The organism is Bernardetia sp. MNP-M8 (assembly GCF_037126285.1).
Classification (GTDB): domain Bacteria; phylum Bacteroidota; class Bacteroidia; order Cytophagales; family Bernardetiaceae; genus Bernardetia.
The window spans coordinates 2,759,892-2,785,675 of record NZ_CP147012.1; the positions used below are offsets into that span (position 1 = coordinate 2,759,892).

24 protein-coding genes are annotated in these 25,784 nt (G+C 30.9%); 15 read left to right on the forward strand and 9 right to left on the reverse strand.

The genetic code is table 11. The annotated features are described in order from the left end of the window. Positions 1–53 precede the first annotated feature (53 nt). The 3 genes from V9L04_RS11330 to V9L04_RS11340 form a co-directional block, all read right to left on the reverse strand. On the reverse strand, positions 54–473 hold the full coding sequence (locus V9L04_RS11330) for a hypothetical protein (RefSeq protein ID WP_338789912.1): 420 nt from the start codon (positions 471–473) through the stop codon (positions 54–56). A 29-nt stretch (positions 474–502) separates the two neighbouring features. Continuing rightward, positions 503–1,414 carry a response regulator gene (locus V9L04_RS11335; protein WP_338789913.1) on the reverse strand — a complete coding sequence of 304 codons (912 nt, stop codon included), beginning with the start codon at positions 1,412–1,414 and terminating at the stop codon, positions 503–505. Positions 1,415–1,641: 227 nt separating this feature from the next. Continuing rightward, on the reverse strand, positions 1,642–5,163 hold the full coding sequence (locus V9L04_RS11340) for a two-component regulator propeller domain-containing protein (RefSeq protein WP_338789914.1): 3,522 nt from the start codon (positions 5,161–5,163) through the stop codon (positions 1,642–1,644). A gap of 243 nt (positions 5,164–5,406) precedes the next feature. Here V9L04_RS11340 and V9L04_RS11345 point away from each other — a divergent pair, with 243 nt between their 5' ends. Then, positions 5,407–7,857, forward strand: coding sequence for a TonB-dependent receptor (locus V9L04_RS11345; RefSeq protein ID WP_338789915.1), 2,451 nt, complete (start codon positions 5,407–5,409; stop codon positions 7,855–7,857). Between the two features lie 85 nt (positions 7,858–7,942). On the opposite strand, the gene coaBC is transcribed toward V9L04_RS11345, so the two are convergent. Together coaBC and V9L04_RS11355 are read right to left on the reverse strand one after the other, a co-directional pair. Next, entirely contained in the window at positions 7,943–9,328 is a 1,386-nt protein-coding gene (coaBC, locus tag V9L04_RS11350) for a bifunctional phosphopantothenoylcysteine decarboxylase/phosphopantothenate--cysteine ligase CoaBC (protein WP_338789916.1), read from the reverse strand. A 139-nt stretch (positions 9,329–9,467) separates the two neighbouring features. After that, entirely contained in the window at positions 9,468–9,869 is a 402-nt protein-coding gene (locus V9L04_RS11355) for a hypothetical protein (RefSeq protein WP_338789917.1), read from the reverse strand. 152 nt (positions 9,870–10,021) lie between these two features. On the opposite strand from V9L04_RS11355, the gene V9L04_RS11360 reads away from it, so the two are divergent. The 11 genes from V9L04_RS11360 (at position 10,022) to V9L04_RS11410 (ending at position 17,196) form a co-directional block, all read left to right on the forward strand. Further along, positions 10,022–10,348 carry a hypothetical protein gene (locus V9L04_RS11360; RefSeq protein ID WP_338789918.1) on the forward strand — a complete coding sequence of 109 codons (327 nt, stop codon included), beginning with the start codon at positions 10,022–10,024 and terminating at the stop codon, positions 10,346–10,348. Positions 10,349–10,503: 155 nt separating this feature from the next. Then, positions 10,504–11,025 (forward strand): EF-hand domain-containing protein, encoded by a 522-nt coding sequence (locus V9L04_RS11365; protein ID WP_338789919.1) that lies wholly within the window; start codon positions 10,504–10,506, stop codon positions 11,023–11,025. Positions 11,026–11,109: 84 nt separating this feature from the next. Beyond that, positions 11,110–11,910, forward strand: a complete 801-nt coding sequence (locus V9L04_RS11370) for an alpha/beta hydrolase (protein WP_338789920.1) — start codon at positions 11,110–11,112, stop codon at positions 11,908–11,910. 62 nt (positions 11,911–11,972) lie between these two features. Next, entirely contained in the window at positions 11,973–13,295 is a 1,323-nt protein-coding gene (locus tag V9L04_RS11375) for a glycosyltransferase N-terminal domain-containing protein (protein WP_338789921.1), read from the forward strand. Between the two features lie 127 nt (positions 13,296–13,422). Further along, a complete protein-coding gene (locus V9L04_RS11380) occupies positions 13,423–13,707 on the forward strand; it encodes a DUF4834 family protein (protein WP_338789922.1) in 285 nt (94 codons plus the stop codon). Positions 13,708–13,735: 28 nt separating this feature from the next. Next, complete coding sequence (locus tag V9L04_RS11385) at positions 13,736–14,029, forward strand: hypothetical protein (protein ID WP_338789923.1); 294 nt, start codon at positions 13,736–13,738, stop codon at positions 14,027–14,029. Beyond that, on the forward strand, positions 14,026–14,190 hold the full coding sequence (locus V9L04_RS11390; protein WP_338789924.1) for a hypothetical protein: 165 nt from the start codon (positions 14,026–14,028) through the stop codon (positions 14,188–14,190). Before V9L04_RS11385 ends, V9L04_RS11390 begins: the two co-directional genes overlap by 4 nt. Before the next feature lie 12 nt (positions 14,191–14,202). Beyond that, positions 14,203–14,487, forward strand: coding sequence for a PIN domain-containing protein (locus V9L04_RS11395; protein ID WP_338789925.1), 285 nt, complete (start codon positions 14,203–14,205; stop codon positions 14,485–14,487). A 25-nt stretch (positions 14,488–14,512) separates the two neighbouring features. Next, complete coding sequence (locus tag V9L04_RS11400) at positions 14,513–15,895, forward strand: DUF4419 domain-containing protein (protein WP_338789927.1); 1,383 nt, start codon at positions 14,513–14,515, stop codon at positions 15,893–15,895. 79 nt (positions 15,896–15,974) lie between these two features. Further along, positions 15,975–16,637, forward strand: a complete 663-nt coding sequence (locus tag V9L04_RS11405; protein WP_338789928.1) for a fatty acid desaturase — start codon at positions 15,975–15,977, stop codon at positions 16,635–16,637. Positions 16,638–16,764: 127 nt separating this feature from the next. Next, positions 16,765–17,196 (forward strand): hypothetical protein, encoded by a 432-nt coding sequence (locus tag V9L04_RS11410; protein ID WP_338789929.1) that lies wholly within the window; start codon positions 16,765–16,767, stop codon positions 17,194–17,196. 20 nt (positions 17,197–17,216) lie between these two features. On the opposite strand, the gene V9L04_RS11415 is transcribed toward V9L04_RS11410, so the two are convergent. After that, a complete protein-coding gene (locus tag V9L04_RS11415) occupies positions 17,217–18,377 on the reverse strand; it encodes a DNA topoisomerase IB (protein ID WP_338789930.1) in 1,161 nt (386 codons plus the stop codon). Between the two features lie 329 nt (positions 18,378–18,706). Between V9L04_RS11415 and V9L04_RS11420 the strand changes: the two genes are divergently transcribed. The 3 genes from V9L04_RS11420 to V9L04_RS11430 all read left to right on the forward strand — a co-directional run bounded on the left by V9L04_RS11420 (position 18,707) and on the right by V9L04_RS11430 (position 22,410). Next, positions 18,707–20,293 (forward strand): S8/S53 family peptidase, encoded by a 1,587-nt coding sequence (locus V9L04_RS11420; protein WP_338789931.1) that lies wholly within the window; start codon positions 18,707–18,709, stop codon positions 20,291–20,293. 256 nt (positions 20,294–20,549) lie between these two features. Then, complete coding sequence (locus V9L04_RS11425; protein ID WP_338789932.1) at positions 20,550–21,563, forward strand: type IV toxin-antitoxin system AbiEi family antitoxin; 1,014 nt, start codon at positions 20,550–20,552, stop codon at positions 21,561–21,563. Then, positions 21,544–22,410: a hypothetical protein gene (locus V9L04_RS11430; protein ID WP_338789934.1), complete on the forward strand. Its 867-nt coding sequence runs from the start codon at positions 21,544–21,546 to the stop codon at positions 22,408–22,410. Before V9L04_RS11425 ends, V9L04_RS11430 begins: the two co-directional genes overlap by 20 nt. Positions 22,411–22,445: 35 nt before the next feature. On the opposite strand, the gene V9L04_RS11435 is transcribed toward V9L04_RS11430, so the two are convergent. The 3 genes from V9L04_RS11435 to V9L04_RS11445 all read right to left on the reverse strand — a co-directional run bounded on the left by V9L04_RS11435 (position 22,446) and on the right by V9L04_RS11445 (position 25,716). After that, positions 22,446–24,572: a penicillin-binding protein gene (locus tag V9L04_RS11435; protein WP_338789936.1), complete on the reverse strand. Its 2,127-nt coding sequence runs from the start codon at positions 24,570–24,572 to the stop codon at positions 22,446–22,448. A 124-nt stretch (positions 24,573–24,696) separates the two neighbouring features. After that, the gene (locus V9L04_RS11440; RefSeq protein WP_338789937.1) at positions 24,697–25,068 is read right to left on the reverse strand and encodes an FtsL-like putative cell division protein; all 372 of its coding nucleotides are present in this window, start codon (positions 25,066–25,068) and stop codon (positions 24,697–24,699) included. A gap of 135 nt (positions 25,069–25,203) precedes the next feature. Beyond that, a complete protein-coding gene (locus tag V9L04_RS11445) occupies positions 25,204–25,716 on the reverse strand; it encodes a hypothetical protein (RefSeq protein WP_338789938.1) in 513 nt (170 codons plus the stop codon). Positions 25,717–25,784: the final 68 nt, after the last annotated feature.

Sequence of the window (25,784 nt, forward strand, 5' to 3'; positions counted from 1 at the left end):
ATTGTAATATTTGCTTTTGTAGCAAAGTTAAGTTTATCTATTATAATGAATTCCTAAACCCTATCTTCGTCAGCTTTATTTTTATATTTTTCTAGTTCCAAATTTAGCTTCTCCATTTGATTCATCATAATATTAATAGTTTCACTTTGGTCAAAGTAAGGTAGAGTTTTTAGTCCAGAATCGCCCATGCCTAATTTATTATGAGAAATTTCGTGTTGAGTACCTACAATAGTATATTTTTTTTTGCCACAAGTAAATGTATAGACATTTTTTAGTTTTCCTTCTTTAAACGATAACTGTATAGTTTTTTTTTCAAAATGTGGAATTGTATTTATATACTCTACACCATAAATACGTATATCTCTGTTGATATATTCTTCTCCAACAAGAGTCATTTCTCTATATACTATTGCATCTCTAAAAGCTCTGTAATCTATTAAAGAGAGATTTTCAAATGTGGTTATTTCTTCCATTTTTTAAAAAGTATTTAATATTTATAATTCTAAAGACTAACTATCCAATCATTCAAAGAAATTCCTTCTTCAATATCTAGTTTTTTCTTTACTCTTGATTTGTAAGCCCTTACGCTTTGATAGTTGATATTTAAGATTCTAGCAATTTCTTTATCACTCATTCGAATATAAAGATAAGTCAAAAAACGCAATTCGTGAGGTTTTAAATCTTGATAAACAGCCAGTTTTTGTACAAACTCAGGGTGATTTTGTTGCATTCGAAGCTGAAAATTTTCCCAGTCATGTTCAGTATCTATATTTTTTTTAAGTGTTTTTTTTATGTTTTGTAATTCACTCAAATAGCTAGAAAAATCTATGTATAAACTATTTTCCTTTTCCTCTTTTTGTAGTTGTTCTTTTCTTATTTTTTTTAAAAGCTCTCCAAACTGATTATCAATTTCTACTAAAATTTCATTTTGCCTTTGGACGTGTAAAATTTTTGCACTAAGTTCTTTATTCTTTTGCTCTTCAATGATTTTGAAAGATTCTTGTAACTTAATAGCAGAACGCACTCGTGCCACAAGTTCCATCTGAGCAATTGGTTTGCTAATAAAGTCTATAGCACCTTTTTCTAAAGCAAGTTTGAGGTTCTGAGATTCAATATACATTCCTGTTACCATTATAATAGGAACTTTACGTAATTTTCTATTCGATTGAAAAGCAGAAATAAGTTCTAAACCATTCATTTTGGGCATTTCCCAGTCAGTAATGAGTAAGTCAATTTCTGTTTTTTGAGCAATTTTGAAGGCTATTTCACCATTTGGTGCAAGTAGAATTTGATAATTAAAAGAAAGTCTATTTGTATCTTGACTTTCTTTAGCATCTTGTTCTAAATATTCAGTAATAAGTTTTAGATTTTCTTCAGTGTCGTCAGCGACTAGGATAGTATAAGTAGTAGTCAAAAGAGTAAGTTTTTAAATTCAAACCCTAAGAACACTAAAAAAATAAACTTACATTTTTAGTAATCTATAAAAACAGGGTTAAAACCCTGTCCAATTTATAATTCATAGCCTATTTTTGAAAAATATCCTTATAAAAAAATAGAAGGTAATTTTTTAATTGAACAGGGTTTTAACCCCGTTTAGTAATAAGTGAATTTAAAAAATGTAAATTTATTCATTTTATATTCCTAAGGCGTTATAGTTAAGTTTAATAATTTTTGATATTCATCTTCATCTACTCGGTAAAGAACTTCTTGAATTTCTTCTTTCCATTCTGAAATTTTTGTATTTTCATCATTTAGGGAATTCAAAATGCTTCGGATTTGAGTAGCTTGATAGACTTCTAAATTTTTTAATTCTTTGATAAAAGGTTGTAAATAATTGATTTCAGTTTCAGAGAATTGATACGAATTGCTGTTAGAAAATGTTTTGTTTTTGCTTTCATTTGATAGAAATTCTAATTTGTTTTCTTGATTGAACTTTAATATTTCTATCTCTAAAAGAGGAACAATAAAATGGAAACTTGTTTCAATATTTGGCACAGATTCTACCCAAATTGTTCTATCGTTTTGTAGTGTGTTTTCAAATTCTTTTGTGTGAGCTTCCACAGCAAGTTTACAAAATGAAAGTCCCAAACCTGTAGAGGAAATACTTCCTACTTTTTGTGCATTAACTTGTGTGTATGAATCAAAAATAGTATCTAATTGATGTTTTTCTATTCCTAAACCAGTATCTGTAACAGTTATTTGAGCAAAATTAGATTGATTTTCTTTAATAGAAATTTTAATAAAAGAGCGTTTCGAACTATATTTAATTGCATTGGTAAGCAAATTTACAAGAACTCGCTCAATCAAATCTTTATCAACTTGTAGCCAAAAAATAGAATTTTCTTCATAAATAATTTGTATTTCTCTTTCCATCAAAAATACTTCAACTTCTTCAACAACATTATTTAAAATAGAATCAAAATTTGTTTTTTCCAAATGCAGTTGAAATTGTGGAGATTGTATTTTTTGGGAATCTAATAAAGCCATCAATAAATTCATCATTCTCTGACTCGCTTTTCTTATCGGAATGTTATTTTTTGCTTCATAAATGATTGTTCCCAAAGGATTTTTTAAATCATGAACGAGCATATTTGTTGTTTTTTCCTTAAAATGGTCTAGTTCTTTAAGTCTCTCGTTGGTAATCTGTAATTCTTCTGCTTGTAACAAAATTTCATGAGTTCTTTCTTCTACTTGATTTTCTAGGAAAATAGCTCTTTTTTTAGATTGTCTTACCTTTAATTTGTAATAAAAATAAACACTAGCCAAAAATATACAGATAAGTAAAGTTTGAAACCAAAGTGTTTGGTAAAAAGGAGGAATAATTTTTATCTTTAACTGAATGCCTTTTTCGTTCCAAATACCATGATTATTTGAACCTTTTATGTAAAGTGTGTAATTTCCTGCTGCTAAATTGGTCAGGGTAAGTTCATTTTTTGTACCTAATTCGATCCATTCTTTTTGAATAGGTTCAATTTTGTAAGCATATTGATTCTTTCTACTTTGATAAAAACTCAGAGCAGCAAAATGAAAAGTAAGCATTTTAGCCTCTTCTTGTTCAAAAGAAATTTCTTGAAGCTCTGAAATAGGTGTATCAAAATTTATTTTTTTGCCTAGTTTTTCGAAACTGGTCAGGTGAAGAGGAGGTACAAACTCATTTTTCTTCATTTTTTTTGGAAAAAAAGCATTTACCCCGTTTATTCCACCAAAAAACAACTCTCCTTCTTTACTCTTAAAATAAGAAAAGGTATTAAATTCATTGTCTTGCAAACCATCTTGTTTGTCAAAGTTGGTAAAGATTTTTGTCTTGGGATTAAACTTGAAAATTCCATGATTTGTGCTTCCCCACAAATTTTCTTCACTATCTTCTAAAATAGTATAAACAATATTATTGGGCAGTCCTTTTTTTTCGGTATAATGTTCTAAAAATTGTCTTTTTTTACTATCAAATTTATAAAAACCTGTTGTGGTGGCTATCCAAAAAATAGTTGGTTCGCTACTACTTTGAAGAATACATTTTACATAACAAACTGTATTTTCTTTGTTTTTATTTGGGTTGTAATAATCAATCGTTATTGTTTTGGCATTTTCTGAATTTAATTCATTTGAATAACCCAAAAAACCAATTCCTTTACTTTGAGAACCTACCCAAATCGCTTCATTTTTAGTCTTACATAAATGAGTAATATCTTTTAGATGAGGGTAAGAAATAATTTTTTTTGTACTTGGATTGAAATGATATAAATTATAGTGATTTGCTATCCATAAAGTCGAATCATTGAGAGGTAATATATCATTCAAGAGGGTGTTATCCATTCTATAACTTTCCAAAACCTCAAATTTTTCTTTATCTATTTTTCTAAGCCCTGAAGAAGTAGCAAACCAAAGAATATTTTTATGAGTAGAGTCTTCTTTAATTAAATGAACATAACTATTTATAAAAAGCGTCTTTTTGATAGAATCTCGCAAGAAAATATCAACTGTGTTTTTGTTGCTGTATGTGCCTATCCACATATCTTTAGTAACAGGGTCTTGATAAATAGCTCGTGTACTAGGCTGGCTAAGTGCTTTTTCAGGTGTTTGATCATACTTATAGGTGCGAAAATTATTGAGTGTATAATTTGCAAATAAAAATACTCCTGTTCCTTGTGTACAGACCCAGTAATTTTTTGATTTGTCTTTAAAAATCATTTCTACTGTATATCTATCTCGTCCTTTTGAGAAATGCTTCCAATAATACCACGCCTCAAATTTTTTGGTTTCTAAATCTACAAGAATAAGTCCTCCTGTATCTCCAAACCATATTTTTTTAGCCTTTTTTTCTGTAGTAAATTCATTGACTATTCCAGTAAAAGGATGAGTATATTTTGTGGATTTGGGTTTTTCTACATACACTGAATCTATTTTATAAGCAGGATTATAAATTTCACTATAGGTATCGAAAAAGGATTCATCTTTATAAGAAGTCCAAATTTTTCCATTTTCATCTATGTATTGAAGATAATTAGGCGTTTTGATAATCTTCTCCCACTCTTTTTTCTGTTCATTCAATGAAAATAAATGATTGATATAGCTTATCTGTTTTGTTACAGCAACTAAAATAAATGTATTCTTTCCATTAATTAATTTCTCTTCAATAAAGATAAAATTTTGATTAGTATCCAAGTTGAAGGAACAGTTTTGCCAGTTTTGAGTAGTCGTTTCTTTCTTGAAAACACCTTTATCAGTTGCTACCCAAACATTTTTATTCTCATCAATAGAAACATAATTGACCAAATGTTTATCAAAGAAAGATACATTTTCAATCGTATCTTTTTGCGTATGTAGTTTGCTAAGTCCTGTAGTTGTTCCTATCCATAGTATATTTTTTTCGGCATCTTCTGCTAGGAAAGTAATATGATTGCTGTTAAGATGATATTTTGTTTCTGAATTTGATTTATAAATCTTGAAAGCATAACCATCATATTTATTTAGTCCTTCTTGTGTTCCAAGCCAAATAAATCCTTTTTGGTCTTGAATCATCATAGTTACAAAATTATTTGAAAGACCATTTTCTGTGGTGATATGTTGGTAAGCAAGGTCATAGTCTTGCGCCTGTATTTTTTGTGAAACACAAAAAAGACAAGAAATTAGTATCCAAAAAAGAAATGGGCTAGACTTCCACATACCTATAATTTTTCTTCAAAATCAACACAATATCAACTTTTATAATAACAAATTTACAAAATAGATTGCAGTATTTTTTTGATAAGACTTCAACTTCTCGTTTTCCTAATAAATATTAACAAACTACTTCCTTTTCACAAAAAAACCTAAAGCCTTGCAACCTGAGTAATATCTTACTGTCTTTTTAAACTATTAGCTCAAATATTTCAATCTAACTACTTTTTAATTATTCAGAATCAAATTATGGGAAACTTACTTACCTCTTCTTTCAAATTATCTTTATTAGTATTATTATTTTTATCTTCATCTTCATTTTCTGCTTTTGCTCAAACTAATTCTCATTCTATCACAGGAACAGCAGAATCTGATAATGGAGAAGCAGTTTCATTTGCAGCCGTCGGACTGATGAATGTTTCTGACTCTTCTCTTGCCAAAGCCTCTGTAGCTGATGCAGATGGGAATTTTAGATTTGTCGATGTCAGAAATGGAGATTATTTTGTCATCGTAACCAGCGTAGGTTATCAAAAATTTACTTCTAACACTATTTCAGTTACTGAAAATTCTGCTAAAGAAATTAATATAAATAAATTTGTTATTCAAAGTAATAATGTACTAGATGCTGTTGAAATTACTGCCAAAAAGCCAATGGTAGAAGTTTTGGCTGATAAAACTGTTTTTAATGTGGAGGGAACAATCGCTGCATCTGGAAGCTCAGGTTTAGAAGTTTTGAGAAAAGCTCCAGGTGTAATTTTGGATAATAATAATGGAATTATTGTAGAAGGAAAAAGTGGTATTCAGGTATATATTGATGGCAAACGCTCAGTTTTGCAAGGTGAGGATTTGACTAATTATCTCAACACTTTACAGGCTTCTGATATTGAAAGTATAGAAATTATTACTCAACCTTCTTCAAAATATGATGCAGCAGGAAGTGCAGGTATTTTGAATATTAAACTCAAAAAAAATAAAAACTTTGGAACAAATGGAACGGTAAGTTTGGGTTATTCAGTTTGGGACAATCAGCGTTATAATAGTTCGCTTTCATTGAATAATCGTACTAAAAAAACAAATACATTTCTTACTTATAGCAATCGTTTTGGAGAAACAGGACGTTTTCTTAATCTTTACAGAACACAAAACAACCTTATTTTTGATGCTCGTTCGGAAGGTATAATCGATGAAAGCAGCCATAATATAAAATTAGGTACAGATATTTTTGCAAGTAGCAAAAGTACATTTGGTGTTTTGCTCAATGGTAATTTTAGTAATATGGATTTTGATAACAAAACAAGAACTCCTATTAGCAGTCAAACAACAAAGGAAGTTTCACAGGTTTTGGTAGCCGAAAGTTTGAATCAAAGAGATTTTTATAATCTACTTGGAAACCTAAACTATCGCTATGAAGACACCACAGGACATACTTTTAATGTAGATGTAGATTATGGACAGTACAAAAATGATGGAAAAACCTATCAACCAAATCTTTATTATGATGGAAATGAACAAACGTTGCTTTCTAGTTTGGTTTATGAAATGGTAATGCCTGTTACGATTGATATTTTTACTTTTAAGACAGACTATGAACAAAACTTCTTGAAAGGAAAATTGGGAATTGGAATCAAAACTTCAATGGTAAACACAGACAATACATTTGATTTTTATGACGAAACAGATGGAGTTAGAGTTTTAAATGAAAATAAGAGTAATAATTTCATTTATGAAGAAATTGTCAATGCAGCTTATTTCAATTATAATAGAAGATGGAAAAAAATGAATGTTCAATTTGGCTTACGTGCCGAACATACAAAATCAGATGGAAAACTCAATAGTACACAAGATGAAAACAACGAAAGAGTCAAACGAGATTATCTAAATCTTTTCCCTAGTGGAGGATTTACCTATACTGCTAATAAAAATAACTCTTTTGGTTTGACATATAGCCGAAGAATAGAACGACCAAATTATCAAAACTTGAATCCGTTTGAACAGCAATTAGATGAACTGACTTTGAGAAAAGGAAATGCCTTTTTACAACCTCAATATACAGACAACATTAAATTTTCACATACTTACAAATACACATTAAATACATCTATAAGTTATAGTTATATTAATGATTTTTTTGGACAAGTAACAACCTCAAGAGACGAGCGCAGAAGTGTAATTCAAGAACAAAATATTGCAACACAAGAAACATGGAGTTTTAATTTGAGCTATCCTTTTGAAATAAATAAATGGTGGAATGCTTTTATAAGTGTAAATGCTTATAACAGTTCATATAAAGGAAAGACAGATGAATTTGTTTCTATTTCTCAAAGTACACTTAATTTCTATGGACAAAACTCATTTTCATTGCCAAAAGGCTATAAATTTGAAGTTTCGGGTTGGTACAATTCACCTTCTGTTTGGGGAGGAACGTATCAGACAAAAAGTTTGGGAGCAATGGATTTGGCTATTCAGAAGAGCTTTTTGGAAGACAAACTCTCTTTCAGAATGTCTATGAGTGATGTGTTTTTTACTTCGCCTTGGCGTGGAGATACGCAGTTTGGAGATGTCTTGATTCAAGGAGGAGGAGGCTGGGAAAGCCGTCAGATTAGAGTAAACTTGAGTTATAACTTTGGAAATAATCAAGTAAAATCGGCTCGCAAAAGAAAAACTGGTGCAGAAGATGAAAGTAATCGTGTTGGTGGATAATTAATTGCAAATAAACAATAATTGTAGAGACAAGGCTTGACTTGTCTCTACTTTTCTGTTTTTTAGATATGGTATTTTGGGCTTCTTAAAACTCCTCCTCTTTATTTATCTCAAATTTCTTGTGAGGAATTGGGTTTTGAGTTTCTTCTTTTACCTGTGGTTCTTCTAAAACAGGATTTTTCCTTAAATCTAGTTTTTCAATAATCGTTTTCAAAATATCTTGTGCGACTTCTGTTTTAGATTTTAATTCAAAATCTGTTTTTCCTTTTGAATCAATAATACTGATTTTGTTGGTGTCGTGTCCAAAACCTGCGCCTTTTTCTTGCAAAGAATTAAGAACAATCATATCCAAATTTTTCTTTTTGAGTTTGGATTGAGCATTTTCTAATTCATTATTTGTCTCAAGTGCAAATCCTACCAAAAACTGACTGCTTTGTTTTTTTGCTCCAATAGTAGCTGCAATATCTGGATTTTTGGTAAGTTCGATTACCATTTTATCAATTCCTTCTTCTTTTTTTATTTTTTGAGTAGCAACTTCTAAAGGACGATAATCGGCAACGGCAGCAGCAAAAATAAAAATATCGGTTTCTTGAAAAACCGTTTCGACTGCCAAAAGCATTTCATCAGCCGAACCAATTTTCACAACATTTACATCTTTTGGGTTGTCAAGCGTTGAGGTAGAAATAAGTGTAACTTCTGCACCTAATTTTTGAGCTCCCTCTGCAATAGCATACCCCATTTTGCCAGTAGAATGGTTGGTCAAGTAACGAACTGGGTCGATGGCTTCACGAGTTGCACCTGCTGTAAGGGTAATTTTTTTTCCTTGTAAAGGTAAATAAGGAGGTTCAAATTCTTTTATAACGGTTTCTTTTTCTTGATAATTTTCAAAGAACTCATTTAAGAAAGAAACAATATTCTCAGGTTCTTCTAGCCTTCCTTGTCCTATAAGTCCACTTGCAAGTTCGCCATGAGTGGCTTCAATCAAAATATTTCCATAGCTTTTTAGATATTCTAAATTTCTAAGTGTAGAAGGATGTTGATACATATCCAAATCCATGGCAGGGGCAACAAAAACAGGACAACGAGCCGATAAATACGTCGCAGAAAGCAAATTATCACAAAGTCCATTCGCTAGTTTTGCAATCGTATTTTCAGAAGCTGGAGCAATAATAAAAGCATCTGCCCAAAGTCCTAAATCAACATGATTATTCCAAACTCCTTCTTTGTTTTTTATAAAATCAATTAAAACAGGTTTTTTTGAAAGCGTAGCAAGGGTAAGAGGCGTAATAAAATCAGATGCCGATTTTGTCATAATGACCTGTACTTCACAGCCTTGTTTGACCAAAAGGCGCACCAAAAGAGCCGATTTATAAGCTGAAATACTTCCACAGACACCTAAGAGTATTTTTTTGTTTTGTAAATGATTGATAGAATTATCAACAGGATTTTTAGAGGTTGGAATAGTTGTCATATTGAAGTGTGTAGGTTAGTATAAAAAATGTCTGCCTTTAGAGTTACAACTGGTTCAAGCATCGATATTTGAGCCAGTTGTAGTATCACAAAAATAGGCAAAAAAGAAACCTTTCCACAAATGGAATGTTATTATTCAACTATGACAATAGCCATTTTTTTGCTTCCTCTTCGCTAGTAAAATACTCGGTTTTAAAATATTTACCTACATTTTCATCCATCAGCAATTCTATAGATAATTGAGAAATCAATTCTTTGCTTACCATATAAGCATATTTTACAACTCCTGCTTTTACAAATTCAGCAAATATATTAGTATCAATCCAATCTTGCATGTCAGGTGCAATAGTAAAATCGAAATTTTGAGTATCAAAAAAGAAATACTTTGGTTGATACTTGTGGGCAAATTTGACTTGTAGGAGCAGTTCTTTTTGAAAGTCTTTCCATGACATATTTGTAGTGTCAATAAAATGAAACTCAAACATTGTGTCTGAGGCAATCCAATCAATTGTGTAGAAAGGTGAAGTGTATATTCTTTCCATAAGTATTTTTTATTTTAATTAAGGATAGTTCAAAAATAAGTCAAAAAAGAACCTCAAACAAAAAATAAACGTTTAGCATTTATGTAGTGTACCTTTTAAGGTGCGAAAAAAATGTACCGAATGCTTTAGCTTTCGCAAAACTATAAAATATTATGGAAGATTACGAAATAGATTATTCAAAATATCCAAATTTAGAACAAAACGAAGAAGTAGAAAAATGTGCTTTGTGCGAGCGTGAGAAAAGACTTGGTTTTCATCATCTAATTCCTAGAAAAATGCACCGTAGAAAGAATTTTTTGAGAAAATTTGGAAAAGAAGAGATGAAAAAACGAGGAATCAGAGTATGCAGACAATGTCATTCTACTATTCATAAATTTTGGGATGAAAAAACACTAGGTGAAACCTATAATACTAAAGAAAAGCTAATGGAAACCGAAGAAATGCAGAAATTCGTAGCTTGGGTAAAAAAGGTGAAATAATTGATAGATTTAGAATTGAAAATGGATAATTGAAGATATATTATTTTATCTTAGCTTTTGCTTAGTTTAAAGAATATCTGTAATTTTCATTATTCATTGTTAGTTATCCATTTTCAATTCAAATAATTATGCTTACTAATTTCCAAAAAAAGAAAATGACTCATTTATTTCATTTCTTTGATAGAAATGAAGATGGTTTTATCGAACCCAAAGAATTGGATCAAATTGTTGATAATTTGGCTATTTCGGAAGATGAAAATGAACAAGCACATCAAAAGCGTCTGCAACAAATGTTTCATCGTTTTTGGAAACAACTCATTGATGCAGCTGATGAAAATGGTGATGGCAAAATTAGCTTAGAGGAGTTTGTAGAAGTTCATGAAGTTCTGATTGCAGATTCGTCTTCCTATCAGCGTTATGTCTATCCTTTTATCGAAAGTTTGTTTCATTTGATAGATTTAGATAAAGATAAACGTTGGGATAAGAAAGAATTTACACACTTTTACAGCCTTTGCAAACAAAACCAAGAGTATGCTGAAGAAGCATTTTCAAAAATGGATGCAAATAATGATGGTTATCTTTCTCATTTAGAAGTTATTTTTTGTTTTAGAGAATTTTATCTTTCGAATGATAAAAATGCAACAGGAAATTATTTTTTTGGTAAAATGGAAGGATAAAGTAGTTCAGACATCTTGTCTGAACAAAAATAAAATGCTCATTTATACACACAGACTAGGAAGTCTGTGATACAAACAAAAACAATGAAATTAAAACTCCCAGACGGTCTTTCTATTTATTATGAACATCATTTTATAGATGATAGTAAATACACACTTGTTTTTCTAAATGGTCTTTCTCAATCTACACTTTCTTGGTTTCCGATTGTGCAAGTTTTGAAAAATCAGTTTAATATCGTTTTGATAGACCAAATTTTTCAAGGACAGTCTGACCAAAAAGGTGAATACAGAAGTTTTGAACAGCATGCTGCTGATGTAAATCAAGTTTTAGAGAAAATAAATGCCAAACGAATTGTTCCTGTTGGAATTTCGTATGGTGGTGCTGTGGCGATGCGACTTTTGGTTAATTATCCTACAACTATTGAAAAAGCCGTTTTACTTTCTACCTTTGCAAACCGAACTCCTTATTTTGATTTTATAGGAACAAGTTGGAGACGTGCGCTTTTGTCGGGTGGTTATGAACTGATGCTTGATGTGATGTTGCCTGCTGTTTTGGGACAAGACTATTTCTTTAGTCCACTTATTCCAATTCAAGATATTCAGAATGCACGATTACTCAATAAAATTAGTTCAGATTCGTTGATGAAATTAATGGATGCTACTGAAAATAGTGGCGATTATAGAGAAGATTTAAAATCTGTAACCGTTCAAGTAAAAGTAATTCATGGTTCGCAAGATATTCTGACAACCCCTCAAATGGGACAAAATATTGTAGATGCGCTTCCAAATGCAATTTTTAAATTGTTATCTAAAAAAGGACATACACTTAATTTAGAAGCAATTCCAGAATTAATAACAGAAATTGAAAGTTTTTTGAAAGTATAAAGAATAAATTTAAACCTATAAGGTTTTTAAAAACCTTATAGGTTTGGAATAAAGAATTTCGAATGAAAAGTTGGCTTTATGATGCGTCTTTGTGGGGATATTGGCAGGGAATTAAAATAGCTGCTCCTTTCCACCAAAAAGCAAATTTGTTTAAAGAAGGACGGAAAAATTGGAAAACAGAACTGCAAGCAAAATTTAAAAAAATTAAGCAGCCTGTGGCGTGGTTTCATTGTGCTTCTTTGGGCGAGTTCGAACAAGGAAGACCTGTTATAGAAGCCTTCAAAGAAGAATATCCTCATTATAAAATTCTTCTTACTTTCTTTTCTCCAAGTGGTTACGAAATTCGTAAAAACTACGATAAAGCTGATGTAATTATGTATCTGCCATTAGATACACAAAAAAATGCTGAGTTTTTTATTGAAACAGTAAAACCAAGAGTTGTCTTTTTTATAAAGTATGAATTTTGGCATCATTTCATTGAAGAAACTTGGAAACGTAAAATTCCTCTTTTTTCAGTTTCAACAATTTTTAGAGAAGACCAACATTTTTTTAAAGGAAATAACAAAGCAAAACAAGGAAAAGAAAGTGATTTTTCTGTGAAAATGTTAGAGCGTTTCACCCATTTTTTTGTACAAAATGAGCATTCAAAAAAATTATTGAACAGTATAAATATTTCAACTGTAAGCATTACAGGCGATACTCGTTTTGATAGAGTATCTCATATTGTGGCTCAAAGAAAAGAATTACCAATTTTAGAAAATTTTATTGGACAAAGTAAATTGCTCGTTGTGGGAAGTTCGTGGCAAGAAGATATTGAAGTTCTTGCTCCTGCATTTCAAAAATTTAGAGAAAGTAATAAAGATATAACAGAAGACAACACTAAAGTAAAACTAGCTATTGCATCCCATCAGATTGGAGAATCAGACCTTCGACAATTAGAAAAAGCATTTGATTATCTTAAAATAGAACGTTACTCAAAAGTAAATTTGAACGACAAAAAAAGTCTCCAAAATTTACAACAAGCTGACTTACTGCTCATCGATAATATTGGTCTTTTATCTTCCATTTATAGTTATGGCGATGTGGCATATATTGGTGGCGCATTCGGAAAAGGTTTGCATAATATTTTAGAAGCTGCAACTTTTGGAATGCCTATTATTTTTGGAAATAAAAACTATCAGAAGTTTCAAGAAGCGATTGATTTATTAGCTAAAAAAGGAGCTTTTTCGGTTTCAAATGAAAAAGAATTGGAAAGTTTATTAAAAAAACTTTTTAAAGACTATTATTTTAGAGAACAGATTAACGAAATCACACGAGAATACGTAATTCAGAATACAGGTGCAACTTCACAAATTATAGATTTTTGTAGAAAAATATTGAATTAGAAAAAAGAGTAATTCTCAAAACAAAACACTTATTTACAGACTTTTAATAGGATAGTTTTATAAACTTAATTACTTCATTGATATTTTTGTAATTCCATTTATCATTAATAATTAAACATTAATCATTATGTTACTGAAATTCCTTATCATTTCGGCTGTTATTCTTTATGTATTGTATGCCTTTTCTGGTAAAATAATGCAGTTTTTGGCTAAAATCTTATTACGAAAAGTTCAGAAACAAGCCCAAAAGCAGTACGACACACAAAACGATATTCGTCCAGAAGGAGAAATTAGAATCGAAACTCCTCCAACAAAAAACATTCACTCCAATCAAGAAGGTAAAAAATATGACTTTGATAATATAGGAGAGTATGTGCAATTTGAAGAAGTGAAATCAGTAAACAGTAATTAATACAATCTTTCAATAAATATTTTTTATTATGATGAACTTAGATACAGTAAAATTGAGACTGATTCAGCAAATAATGAATTTAGAAAGTCAGTCATTTTTAGAAAAAATAGAAAGTCAAGTAAGAACTTTTGTTAGCATAAAAAACGAGGAAAAAGAGTCTTTTTGGAATGCCGTTCGTCCTATTAAAAAAACACCTTCTATTGAAGAAATGATTATTTTACAAAATCATAAATCAATAAATAAAGAAAGATTTTACAATAAAGTTTCTCAATTACAGCTAGAAGAGCCTTTAGAAGAACTTTTAGAAATGCTGAAAAAATGAATTATTTTTTAGATACAAATGTAGTTTTGATTTATCTTAGAGATAATATCATAGCTAGACAAATTGAGGCAGATTTACAAATCTTGCAACCCAAAAATAATTTACTTATCTCAGTAGTAACTTTAGGAGAGTTAAAATCTATTGCAAAGCAAAATAACTAGGGAGAAACAAGATTGAAAAACCTAGTGAAAGTATTGGAGGATTTCTTAATTACAGACATTAACACACAAGAAATTATAGACAAATATGCAGAGATAGATGCATATAGTCAAGGAAGGTTAGCCAACACTCCTACATCTTTTTCATCTAAAAACATGGGCAAAAATGATTTATGGATAGCAGCAACAGCTTCGGTTTATGATATTGAATTGCTTACAACTGATAAAGATTTCGATCATTTACGAAATAGCTATTTGCCAAAATTACACTATATAGATTTAGCAAAATATAAACCTTAGTTTTTTCAATTAAGTAACACAGAAAATGACAAAAAAAGCCTCCATAACCTTCGAAGTGCAAAAACTAAAACGAGCTACAAAGCCATTAAAAGAAATTTCTTTTGAGCAGATTAGTAAGCAGTTTTCAGAAGAAACGATTATTGGTTCTGCTGATGGGAAAGAGTTTGTTAGTTTTGGAACGCACTCTTTTTTGAAGGGAATGCAGGTTGCCTATGCCGAGCATCGTCCTTTTGTTTTATCGCCTGATATGATTTGGTTATTGATTTGTCAAGGTTTTTCGAAGCACGTAGAAGTAAATGCTGAAAAACTACGTCATTTATTTGTAGATTTTGAAGGAAAAAAGGAATTAGTGATTCAGAATGATAATTTATTAATTACAGATAAGACAGAATTAAAAGCAGAATGGGAAAAGTCTATTGATGAAATGAATGGCGAAGTAGCCAAATACGTAGGAGAGGATTTGATAAATGACTTGACAGCAGATTTTAGCACGACTTCACTAACTGAAAAAATTGTAAGTCAGATAACCGTTTTGAATGCTTTTCAGCCTTATTTTAAATATGAGTTTTTAACTTTTGTATGTGGGATTCCTCAAATTACCTTAGAGGGAACAGTAGAAGACTGGCAAAAAGTAATAGATAAATCTAAAAAACTAGCTACCTATGAATTGGATTGGTGGATAAGTGAATTAATACCTATTCTTGAAGAAATAAGGGAAACTGTAAAAGGAGGAATCATAAATACAGAGTTTTGGATGAATATGTTCAAACAACATACACTTGAAGAATATGGTAATCCTAGAATATTAGATGGTTGGATTATACGATTTTTTCCTTATTATCAAGATGGATATAAAAAAGATTTATTCGAAATGGGCTTGAATAATATTGATTATTTACCTCCTCAAATTGTCAATGTTCCTTTTATTCATAGAATAATTTCCCCACGTCATACAGAAGATAGAAAACGAGAATTTCTGGCAGGTTTCTTTGGATTAGAACAGAATGCAACTGATTTTTCTTTACGTCCTGTAATAGAATGGAGTATTATTCCTCAAAGAGAAAAATTAAGAAAATCATCAGAAAAAGGTGGTCAATGGGCAACTTATGAATATAGAAACATTGATGAATTTCCTTTGGAGATATTAGAACTTTCAGAAATTCATCATTTAAAACTTTATTTTAATGGATATATAAAACTTCCTAAAGAATTACGAAATATAAATATTCATGAAATTTTATTAGACGGTCATGTAGAAGATGAAAGTGAAAAAGACATTTTATATTGTATAGAAAATATTGAACGAGGAGAAATAAATGGCGTTCGTTTTCAGCCTAATTATTCTGTAGAACCAAACAAAAAAACAAAAAAATCATTCTTATCTAAACTTAAAAACCTCTTTAATTAAGAAAAATATTTCGTATTCATTCTGCCTTTCATCATAAGAATCATATAAATCACTCGCTAATCAGTTACAGTATTTCAAAATGAATCAAAAAGGAACATATATCGGAATTACAGTTATTACGCTTTGGCTTCTTAGTCTTGGCTTTTTGCTGAGTGGCTATGAAATAAACTGGTATAATCCTCTTACTTATCTGTTTTTTCTTGTTCAAACTCATCTTTATACAGGGATTTTCATTACAGCACACGATGCAATGCACCACACTGTTTCGAAAAACACAAAAGTAAATAATATCATCGGAACGATTGCAACAGGACTTTTTGCCTTCAATTATTACCCAAGGTTACTCAAAAAACACCACGAGCATCATCGTTTTGTAGCAACAGACAAAGACCCTGATTTTCATCACGGAAACTTTTGGATTTGGTATTTTAATTTTGCCAAAAACTACATTACCATTATTCAGATTGTTTTGATGGCGATTACGTATAATGTTTTGAAACTCATTTTTCCGATAGAAAATGTTATTTTTTATTGGATGATTCCTTCTGTTGTGGCTACGTTTCAGCTTTTTTATTTTGGGACATATTTACCTCACAGACACGCACCTGACAACAAACACCATTCAAGAAGTCAGAAAAAAAATCATATTTGGGCATTTATTTCGTGTTACTTTTTTGGTTATCACTACGAACATCATGACAGTCCGAATACGCCTTGGTGGAGATTGTATCAAAAGAAATAAATTTAGTTGAGAAAAAAATCCATTAAAATCTTTTAAAAAATAATTTTCTCATATCTTATCCCAAAAAATAACCGTATCTTAACTATCACATTTTACTTCTTTACGTTTTCTAAAAAATACTATAGTTATGGGTTTAAAAAAACAATTTTTCAAAGTTGCTTCTGCAATTACTGGAGGCATTTCTTCTTTTCTTAGTGTTGCGTTAGTATCTGAACTTATCGCTACAGGCGATATTGAGTTAATTATAGGTGTATTGAGTGCTGGAGGTGTTGCTACGGCTGCTAGTTTCAATACTGTTCGTCTTCATAAACAACAGAAAAAAGAACTTTTTCAGAAGAAACAATTAGATATTTTATACTTGGCTGTTCAGCATAACGGACAACTCACACCAACACAAGTTGCACTACAAACCAACACACCGATTGATGAAACAAAAGAAATTTTGGATTCTCTTTCTGATGCTGGAGTAATGGAATTACAAGTTTCGCATAGAGGAAATTTAGTTTATACACTAATTGATGAAGTGTATTTGCAAGATTATATGGAGAAAATTGGATAAACATAAGAGGAGATTCAATTTTATAATAATTCCTCATATGTCTTCTGTGCTGCTTTTTCCAAAATAGCTAAAAGCTGTAATTCATATTTAGAATATTCATCTAAAAAACTAGAAAAAGACTTTGCAAACTCTGTTTTTTCTTTTCCTTTTTCCTCCAAGAATACTTCTGTTTGTTGTTCTATTTCTTCAGTAGATTTTGTCAAAACTTCACTCAATACTTCTGGATGAATATAATAATTTCTACAAATCGAAACCGTATTTCCTAGTTTCTGAGCCACTTTTCTAACCAAAACAGTTTCTAGTTTTTTACGTGGATTGAGTTCTAATTCCTTTTTTGCTTCTTCAAAAAGCTCTAAAGTCAGAACACTTCCTCCCCAAGTACGGAAAGTTTTGGCAGTAAAATGATGTTCCATGGTTTTTTCTAAATATTCGTTTACATCATGAGAATTGATTCTATACCATTTTTTATCTGTGTCTTTATATCTAAAAAGTTCTTGTCCTGAGAGTGCAGCACATTCTTTTAGTTTTTTGATGAGCGATTTGTTTGAAAGACTTACTGTTCTTGTTTTGTTACTTTTAGCTTTGTAGCAAAGTGAAATTTTATTTCTTGCTTCTTCATCAATCTTTATATGTTTTCTGCGAAGAGTTGTCAGTCCGTATGTTTTATTTGAATTGAGGTAACGGTCGCTACCAATTCTGAGCAAACCTTCCTGCATAAGTTCGATAGCCAAAGCCACCACTTTTTCTTTTGTCCAACTTCTTTTACGAAGATCTTTTTTAATAGCTTTTCGCAGCGATGGAAGTGCGTACCCAAATTCTTGTAGCTTCAAAAACTTTGTTTTGTTTCTATATTCATTCCAATCTGGATGGTAAATAGACTGTTTTCTGTTGCGTTCGTCTCTCCCAACAGCTTGAAGATGTCCATTCTTGTTTCTACAAATCCAAACCTGTTTCCATGCTGGAGGAATTCCTAATTTTTCTATTCTTTCTAATTTTTGTTTATTTTTTATAGGTTTTCCTCTTGTACTTAGATAAACAAATTTTTCTCCTTTCTTTTTGCGTGAATAGCCTTGTTCTGTATCAGAAGAAGAGTATAAATGAGGAGGGTTTTTAGGATAAACATGATTTCCCACCACCATGATAGGAACATGATTTTGTTGAGAGCTAGAAGAAATAGGCATAATAAAAAGTTTAAAAAGTGGATTTATTAAAAAATCTTGTGATTGAATAACTTACTTTTTAGGTAAAATGTTAGCCATAAGTAAAACATAAATTTATATTGAAATAACATAGAACAGAACCATTGAGATTAATTTATTAATCTCTTTTTTTGCATAAAAATAAGAATGAATACGTAGTTACAAGTATATTAAATTTGGGTAAATTAAAAAAACTTAAAAAAATATTCGGCTTGCATCACTTTTTTTAAAATATATTTTTATATTTGCTCTTAGAATCAGTCAATTAACTTTTTTTGACTTAACACACAAATATAAATACCTTTTACAAAATGAAAACTTACCTTTTTAATTCGAAGTCGATTGTCCGACGTTATTCTCCTTTAGCTGTAGCAGCGTTTATGATGTTCTCTTGTCAGAATGAATCTGAAATTATTGTAGAACAAACCATTGAACATGCTACTATTGACCGTTCTGATTTAGATAATCACATTTGGCAAACTGTTAAAAAAGAAGGCTCTTTTGATTGGCACACACAGTCAGAACAAATTATTTGGAATGCTCTTTCTAAATCTGATGGAGTTTTGTCAGTAGGTTTTAAGCCTAAAAGTCAAAATAAAGATATTCGTACTATTATTGATAAAATAGATATTGCTACTGGCGAATGGAATGATGCTAAAAATTATGTTTTGGATATGATTTTTGAATCAGAAAGAAAATTAAATCCAGATTTGAAGCGTGAAGAATTAATTGCTTTTCAAGAAAATACACTTCCTGTATTGGATGTTGTTATCAAAAATCCGACTACATTAGCTCTTCTTCGTAATTCTGAATTTGTTCGTTATGCTGAACCAATGGGCTACGAACCAAACATAAGTAAAGGTCAGCAGCTCAATAAAGAACTTTCTAGTAGTGGTTGTGGAGGAAGCAACCCAGAAAATGGATTAGTAAATGGAGTCGATTATACTACTTTCTCTCCAAATTCAAAGGCTTCTTGGAATCATCCTTTTCATAATGTTTCACAGGCTTGGAATACAGCTTCTGGAAGTGGAATTACAGCTATGATTATTGATACAGGTTCTAGTTTTGCACAAAATAATTATGGAAGTGGACTCAATCAAGGACTTTCACAAGGCAGAACAATAGAAAAATTAGTAACACTTCCTCGTGATACATTTTGGGGAATTCCGATTGGAAGTGCGGAAACTCCAGATGATGGATGTGGACACGGAACTGCAATGACAGGCGTTTTGGGTGGTTCTCGTGGTACAGATGGAAGTGCAGCAGGAATTGCTTACAATGCAAATTTGGTTACAGTTCGTGCAGCAGAAGATGTATTGATTGAAGGTTCTAGAGAATCAAAAGGTGTTTCTGATGCCTACGTAATTGCTGGTAATCGTTCAGATATTCGTGTTACGAGTATGTCTTTGGGCAGAATTACAAATAGTTCTCAAATTGCTGATGCTGTTCGTTATGCGTATAATAGAAATGTATTAATTTTCTGTGCTGCTGGAACTTCATTTGGTTGGTCTTCAGGTTGGTTTGGTGTTATTTTTCCTGCGACAATGAGCGAAACGGTAGCTGTAACAGGTGTAAAAGACAATATGCAACGTTGTGATGCATGTCATGACGGCTCGGCAGTTGATTTTGTAGTGGTAATGGAAAAGGCTTCAAATGGTCGTCATCCTCTTACGCTGGCTATGTCGGGTGATGTTCCTGCAACAGTTGGAGGTTCGTCTGTTGCAACGGCTCAAACGGCTGGAATGGCAGCTTTAGTTTGGTCGGCAAACAAAAGTCTTACAAGAAATCAAGTACTTAACAAACTCAAAGTTTCGGCAAGTTATTATCCAAATCGTAACTCAAACTTCGGTTGGGGAAAAATTAATTTGCAAAATGCTTTGACTGCATCAGCAAACTAAGAAATAATTACGAATTAAAAATTACGAATTACGATTTTAATTTATTGTCAATTAATTAACAAGTTGAAAGTAGTCGTTTATTCAATTTTTATTCCTAAATATAGAATTTGTTAGTAGTTGAAACCTCCTCAAAAGAATGCTTTATGGTTCTTTTGAAGAGGTTTTTTATTTTGAGCTAAATGTCAGTTAAATCATAAACTCTTTGTATGTTTAATTTGTTTGTATGTTATTTGAATATTTATTATATTTACATACTATGAATGAAGACCTTTTACATTTGGCTATCGAAAATCTTGGTAAAAATTTATCTATTGATATCAAGTATGAAATTGAATATGAGTTTTTGCAAAAAGATAATTATCAGATTGATGGAAAATTATTATTCTTAAATGAAATGCCGTTTAAAGAGTTTTCTATTGAAATGAAAAATAATTTGAGCCTTTCTGTTTTATCTAATTTGATAAAATTAAATGTGAAAATAAACAATTTATTAGTTGTTTCCGACTACATTTCAAAACCACTAAAGGAAAAGTTAAGAGACAAAAATATTTCTTATCTTGATGCAGCAGGGAATTTTTATCTAAAAAAAGGAAACATATTTATTTATATAGAAACTAATAAAACAAGTAAAAATAATTTTAAGAAAACAAATCGTGCCTTTTCTCCAGCAGGGTTAAAGGTAATTTATAGCTTTCTTACTATTCCAAATTTGCTCACAAAATCATACAGAGATATAGCAGAACAATCTACCGTTTCGATACATACAGTAGGAAAAGTAATTAAAGAATTGTTGAGAGATGGTTATATTGTGAAAGCAGATGAAAATAATTATGTAATTAGAGATAAAGAACGGTTATTTCAAGATTGGGTAACACTTTTTAATAAAGTTCTTAGACCAAAGTTAAAACAAAGAAAATATCAAAGTCTTAAGAAGAATCAAGAATTATTTACTTCTCTAAAAGAAAATAGCGAAAATGATAGTATAGCAGGCGAGTTAGCAGCACAAATTCTGACAAATTATTTAATTGCTGAAAACGTTTGTTTATATACAGAAAAATCTTTTTTAGAAATATCCAAACAAAATAAACTTATTCCTTCTGAAAATGGTACTGTTACACTTATTGAAAAATTTTGGAAAACTCAAGAATCAAATAATCAAATTAGAGTAAATCCCATCTTAGTTTATACTGATTTATTAGATAATCCTACTCCTAGAAATATAGAAACTGCTCAATTAATATTTAAAAATTATGTCAAAACTACTTTATAATGCGCTGCAAGTTCCTTCTTTGAAAGAAGTAGTAAATGACTTAAGAGAAGTCTGTGAAAAATTAGAGATTGATTTTTTTGGAATAGGTGCATTGGCAAGAAATATTTGGTATTTAGATAATGAAAAAGAAGCTAGAGGAACAGGAGATGTAGATTTTGCAGTTTATGTAAAAGATGAAAAAACCTACCAAAATTTGAAACAAGAATTAATAAAAAATTATAATTATATAGAATCAAACTCAAATTCATACTGTCTTATTTCACCTCGTAAAACCCAATTAGACTTACTTCCTTTTGGAGAAATTGAGAATGATGATAGGGTACAAATAGAAGGTCAAGGACTCACAATTCTTAATTTATATGGTTTTTTAGAAACTTATCAACTTGGAATAAGTGAATTTGAGATAGAAAATGAGAAATTAAAAGTTTGTTTACCACCTGCTATCATTTTATTAAAGTTAATTGCTTTTGATGATAGACCTGAAAAAAGAATTAAGGATGCTGAAGATATAAACTCTATTTTGCTTCATTATCCATGGATGGAAGAGAGTTTGATTTGGGATGAATATTATTATTTATACTCAAAAGAAGGAGAAGAACTAGATAAAGAACATGACCAAGTGGCAACAGAAGTATTAGGATATGAAATAGCAAAAATTAGTATAAAAAATGATAAACTCACTAAAAGAATAATAAGCATTTTAGATAAAGCTATTTCTAAGCAGTCAAGACTTGCAATTAATATGATAGAAAATTCAATGAAAGAAACAGAACAAGAAAAAATTACTTTATTAACTTACTTAAAAGAAGGAGTAGAAGCAGGAATCAAGAAATATAAAGTCAAATAATATAATTTTTCATTCCATTCTCCATTTCCCCAAAATCACTCCTTCAACTTCAAATAAATAGTTTTGCCTTTTGGTATGGCTATATTAGGGTTAAAAGATTGCGTAATTATTCTTCCTTTTCCTTCAAAGGCGACTTTCATTCCTAGATTTTCCAATAAATAAAGTGCATCACGAAGGCGCATTCCACGCACATCAGGAACAAGACTTGTAGCAGCTTGATTGTCTATCCACATAACCGTATCAGTTGCTACTTTAGTTTTTACCCATTGCTGAACCGTTTGGTTTTCTGTTTTGATTCCTAATTGAGAACATACCAAATCCAAATCTGGACGATAACCAGCACGAATATAAGGCAAACGCATGTGCAAACTATCCATTGCTGTTGGCTCAACTTCTGAAAGTGGTTTGTGTAAATAACGCTGATAAACAACATCTGAAACCTTACGAAAAACAGGGGCTGCAATTTCGGCAGCATAACGTTTGTCTGTTTTTGGGTCGTCAATAACTACAATACACGAATATTTTGGATTATCAGCAGGAAAATAACCAGCAAAAGAAGTATAATGATCTTCTGTATATTCTCCATTTCTGACTTTTTCGGCAGTTCCTGTTTTTCCTGCAATTTGATAGATTTTTGTATCAATTTTTTTAGCTGTTCCTCTTTCTACTGCTCCACGAAGCATGGTTTGTAAAATCTTGACAGTTTTTTCTGAAATAGTTTGTTGATTTAAAACTTTAGCTTCAAAACTGGTTAGTGTTTTTCCTGCTTGGCGTGTCTGGCTAACAATAATTGGCTCAACCATTACTCCATTATTTGCAATCATGTTGTAAAAAGCAAGTGTTTGAAGAGGAGATAATTTGAGTTCGTAACCAATAGACATCCAAGGAAGCGTACTTCCACTCCACGAAGAATCGGAAGGAGATTTGATATAAGGTTGCGCTTCGCCAGCCATTTGAAAACCTAACGGACGATTAAGACCAAATTTTTTGAGATACTCAACATATTTTTCAGGATTTTTACGAAAATATTTCCATACTAAAAGCGACATTCCAACATTAGAAGATTTTTCAAAAACTTCTTGAACACTCAGTTTTCCAAGTGCAGAAACATCACGCATAATGGCATCATCAAAATATTTATGAACACCATCGCCTGTCTGTACACTATCTGATAATGAAATAGGAATTTCTTCATCTTCAAAAAGAGCAGCCATAGACATCAACTTAAATGTCGATCCAGGTTCGGCAAGTCCCATATCTCCGACAGCATAATTATTGTTTTCTACATACGAACCATTTGAATTTATTCCTAAATTGACAAGGGCTTTTATTTGTCCAGTTGTTACTTCCATCAAAATAATAGAACCGTAGTCAGCTTTATACTGACGAAGGGCGTTTTGTAGAATTTGATGAACTGTATCTTGTAAATTTATATCAATCGTAGTCTGAATATCAATCCCAGGTTTGGGTCTGACTTGTGACATGTCATCGACAGGTTTCCAAAAACCACCTGCAATAAGTTCGTACAATGCTTCACCAGCAATTCCTTGTAATTCACTATTAAAACTATACTCTAAACCTCTACCATTCAAAGACTGTGTTGTGTCTTCTTCGGTTACAAAGCCAATAGTACGTCTAGCAAGCTCTCCAAAAGGTAAAAAACGTCTATCAGTTTGTTCATAAATAACGCCTCCTTTGTTTCTTCCTTCTCTGAAAATAGGAAATTGAGATAGTTTTTTATAGTTTTCGTGATCAATTAATTCTTTACTAATTACATAATATTTCTTTTTGTTTTTACGATATTCTCTTAAAATATTTACGTAATAGCTAGGTTTTTCTTCTTTATAAAATTTGGATAACAGAATTCCTAAAGAATCAATTCCACCTTCAAAAATGCTGCTATCTGCTACTGTTGGGTCGATAGCAACACGATAAAAAGGCAAAGAAGTAGCCAAAAGACTGCCATCATCTGCCAAAATACTTCCTCTAGTCGGTTGTACATCACGCATCTCTACTCCTCTTGCTTTGCTGCTCCATTTTTCTCCCTCTACTATCTGAATGTTCATCATTTTATAAACAATCACAAGGGCAATCAATGCAACCACTAAAAAAGCGATTCGGACACGAGCGAGTATATATTTTCTTATTCCTGTTTTTGCCATAAATCAATTACGAATTACGAATTACGGATTACGAATTATGAACTATGAATTAAAAATTACGACTACTGGATTTAGTATAGAAATAGTAGTTTATCGTAATTCGTAATTGACAATTCGTAATTGGTTATTCCGATATTCTTACTAATGGTTTTTCTCTTTCTTTTAAGCCTAGTCGTTCGGCTTTTTTAGCTACTACTTGTCTTCTGCTATCATACACATAACGAGTTTGTAAAGCATGATAATCAATTTGATATTCTTCTACTTCTTGGCGAAGCTGTGTAACTTCTCTAACTACTCGTTCTGTATAATGACGATTTGCAATATAAATAATTCCGAAAAAAGAAACATATAAAACATAAGGCATAATTCGAAACAAAAAATCTTGGTCAACGGTAAAATCCCACTCAGCTAGATTTCTCCAAAAACCTCTTTTTGTAGGAATTTTGATTTCTTTTTCTTCCTCAATATGTTTGAATGTATTTTGAATTTTTGCCATAGTCTTTTCAGTTACCAGTAAACAGTTATCAGTTACCAGTTACCAGTGTAATACGTTATTTATTTAATGAAAATATTTTTGTAAGCACTATTTAAAATTATAATTGATGAACAAATGAAATTAACTGGTAACTAATTACTCCTTACTGGTAACTGATTTTTCCCCACATCCTTCAAACATTTGATTATCATACAAGAAAAAAGCATGATAACTATAATCTTTGTCTGACATTCCATCTGAACACGGACATTCTTCGCCTTTTTTGACAACTAATTGAGCTGATTTTCCATCTTGATCTTCTAAAAAATAAGTCATAAAATACTCTACTGGACGAGCAGTTGCTGCAATAGGTTCTTTATAAGCGAATAAAGTAGAGTCTATACCTGAATTAGAAAATAAAATACCACTTTTTCGAACTTCTAAACTCCAAAAAGGTTCAGTTCCAAAACTTTTGAATAAGACTTTATCTGTTCCTATTTTGATAGGTTCATTTTTAAGTTTTGTTCTTTCTGTTTTAATTTCTTGTTCATTCTCTTCTACATTTACTTCAGAATTTGTAAAAGAAACATCTGTACTTGTTTGGCTGTTTGAAGGCGAATTGCAAGCAAAACAGATAAAGATTATAAATATAGGAATAATAAATTTCATAGTGTTTTAGATTAAATAAGTAAACTAGAAACCGTCAACGAGGTCAAGACCGTCGTTGAGGATAGAAA

What these genes read in the sequence shown, in the direction of transcription:
- V9L04_RS11330 (WP_338789912.1), bottom strand. Translation starts at nt 473, where the DNA reads ATGGAAGAAATAACCACATTTGAAAATCTCTCTTTAATAGATTACAGA.
- V9L04_RS11340 (WP_338789914.1), bottom strand. Translation starts at nt 5,163, where the DNA reads ATGTGGAAGTCTAGCCCATTTCTTTTTTGGATACTAATTTCTTGTCTT.
- V9L04_RS11345 (WP_338789915.1), top strand. Translation starts at nt 5,407, where the DNA reads ATGGGAAACTTACTTACCTCTTCTTTCAAATTATCTTTATTAGTATTA.
- coaBC (WP_338789916.1), bottom strand. Translation starts at nt 9,328, where the DNA reads ATGACAACTATTCCAACCTCTAAAAATCCTGTTGATAATTCTATCAAT.
- V9L04_RS11355 (WP_338789917.1), bottom strand. Translation starts at nt 9,869, where the DNA reads ATGGAAAGAATATACACTTCACCTTTCTACACAATTGATTGGATTGCC.
- V9L04_RS11360 (WP_338789918.1), top strand. Translation starts at nt 10,022, where the DNA reads ATGGAAGATTACGAAATAGATTATTCAAAATATCCAAATTTAGAACAA.
- V9L04_RS11365 (WP_338789919.1), top strand. Translation starts at nt 10,504, where the DNA reads ATGACTCATTTATTTCATTTCTTTGATAGAAATGAAGATGGTTTTATC.
- V9L04_RS11370 (WP_338789920.1), top strand. Translation starts at nt 11,110, where the DNA reads ATGAAATTAAAACTCCCAGACGGTCTTTCTATTTATTATGAACATCAT.
- V9L04_RS11375 (WP_338789921.1), top strand. Translation starts at nt 11,973, where the DNA reads ATGAAAAGTTGGCTTTATGATGCGTCTTTGTGGGGATATTGGCAGGGA.
- V9L04_RS11380 (WP_338789922.1), top strand. Translation starts at nt 13,423, where the DNA reads ATGTTACTGAAATTCCTTATCATTTCGGCTGTTATTCTTTATGTATTG.
- V9L04_RS11385 (WP_338789923.1), top strand. Translation starts at nt 13,736, where the DNA reads ATGATGAACTTAGATACAGTAAAATTGAGACTGATTCAGCAAATAATG.
- V9L04_RS11390 (WP_338789924.1), top strand. Translation starts at nt 14,026, where the DNA reads ATGAATTATTTTTTAGATACAAATGTAGTTTTGATTTATCTTAGAGAT.
- V9L04_RS11400 (WP_338789927.1), top strand. Translation starts at nt 14,513, where the DNA reads ATGACAAAAAAAGCCTCCATAACCTTCGAAGTGCAAAAACTAAAACGA.
- V9L04_RS11405 (WP_338789928.1), top strand. Translation starts at nt 15,975, where the DNA reads ATGAATCAAAAAGGAACATATATCGGAATTACAGTTATTACGCTTTGG.
- V9L04_RS11410 (WP_338789929.1), top strand. Translation starts at nt 16,765, where the DNA reads ATGGGTTTAAAAAAACAATTTTTCAAAGTTGCTTCTGCAATTACTGGA.
- V9L04_RS11415 (WP_338789930.1), bottom strand. Translation starts at nt 18,377, where the DNA reads ATGCCTATTTCTTCTAGCTCTCAACAAAATCATGTTCCTATCATGGTG.
- V9L04_RS11420 (WP_338789931.1), top strand. Translation starts at nt 18,707, where the DNA reads ATGAAAACTTACCTTTTTAATTCGAAGTCGATTGTCCGACGTTATTCT.
- V9L04_RS11425 (WP_338789932.1), top strand. Translation starts at nt 20,550, where the DNA reads ATGAATGAAGACCTTTTACATTTGGCTATCGAAAATCTTGGTAAAAAT.
- V9L04_RS11430 (WP_338789934.1), top strand. Translation starts at nt 21,544, where the DNA reads ATGTCAAAACTACTTTATAATGCGCTGCAAGTTCCTTCTTTGAAAGAA.
- V9L04_RS11435 (WP_338789936.1), bottom strand. Translation starts at nt 24,572, where the DNA reads ATGGCAAAAACAGGAATAAGAAAATATATACTCGCTCGTGTCCGAATC.
- V9L04_RS11440 (WP_338789937.1), bottom strand. Translation starts at nt 25,068, where the DNA reads ATGGCAAAAATTCAAAATACATTCAAACATATTGAGGAAGAAAAAGAA.
- V9L04_RS11445 (WP_338789938.1), bottom strand. Translation starts at nt 25,716, where the DNA reads ATGAAATTTATTATTCCTATATTTATAATCTTTATCTGTTTTGCTTGC.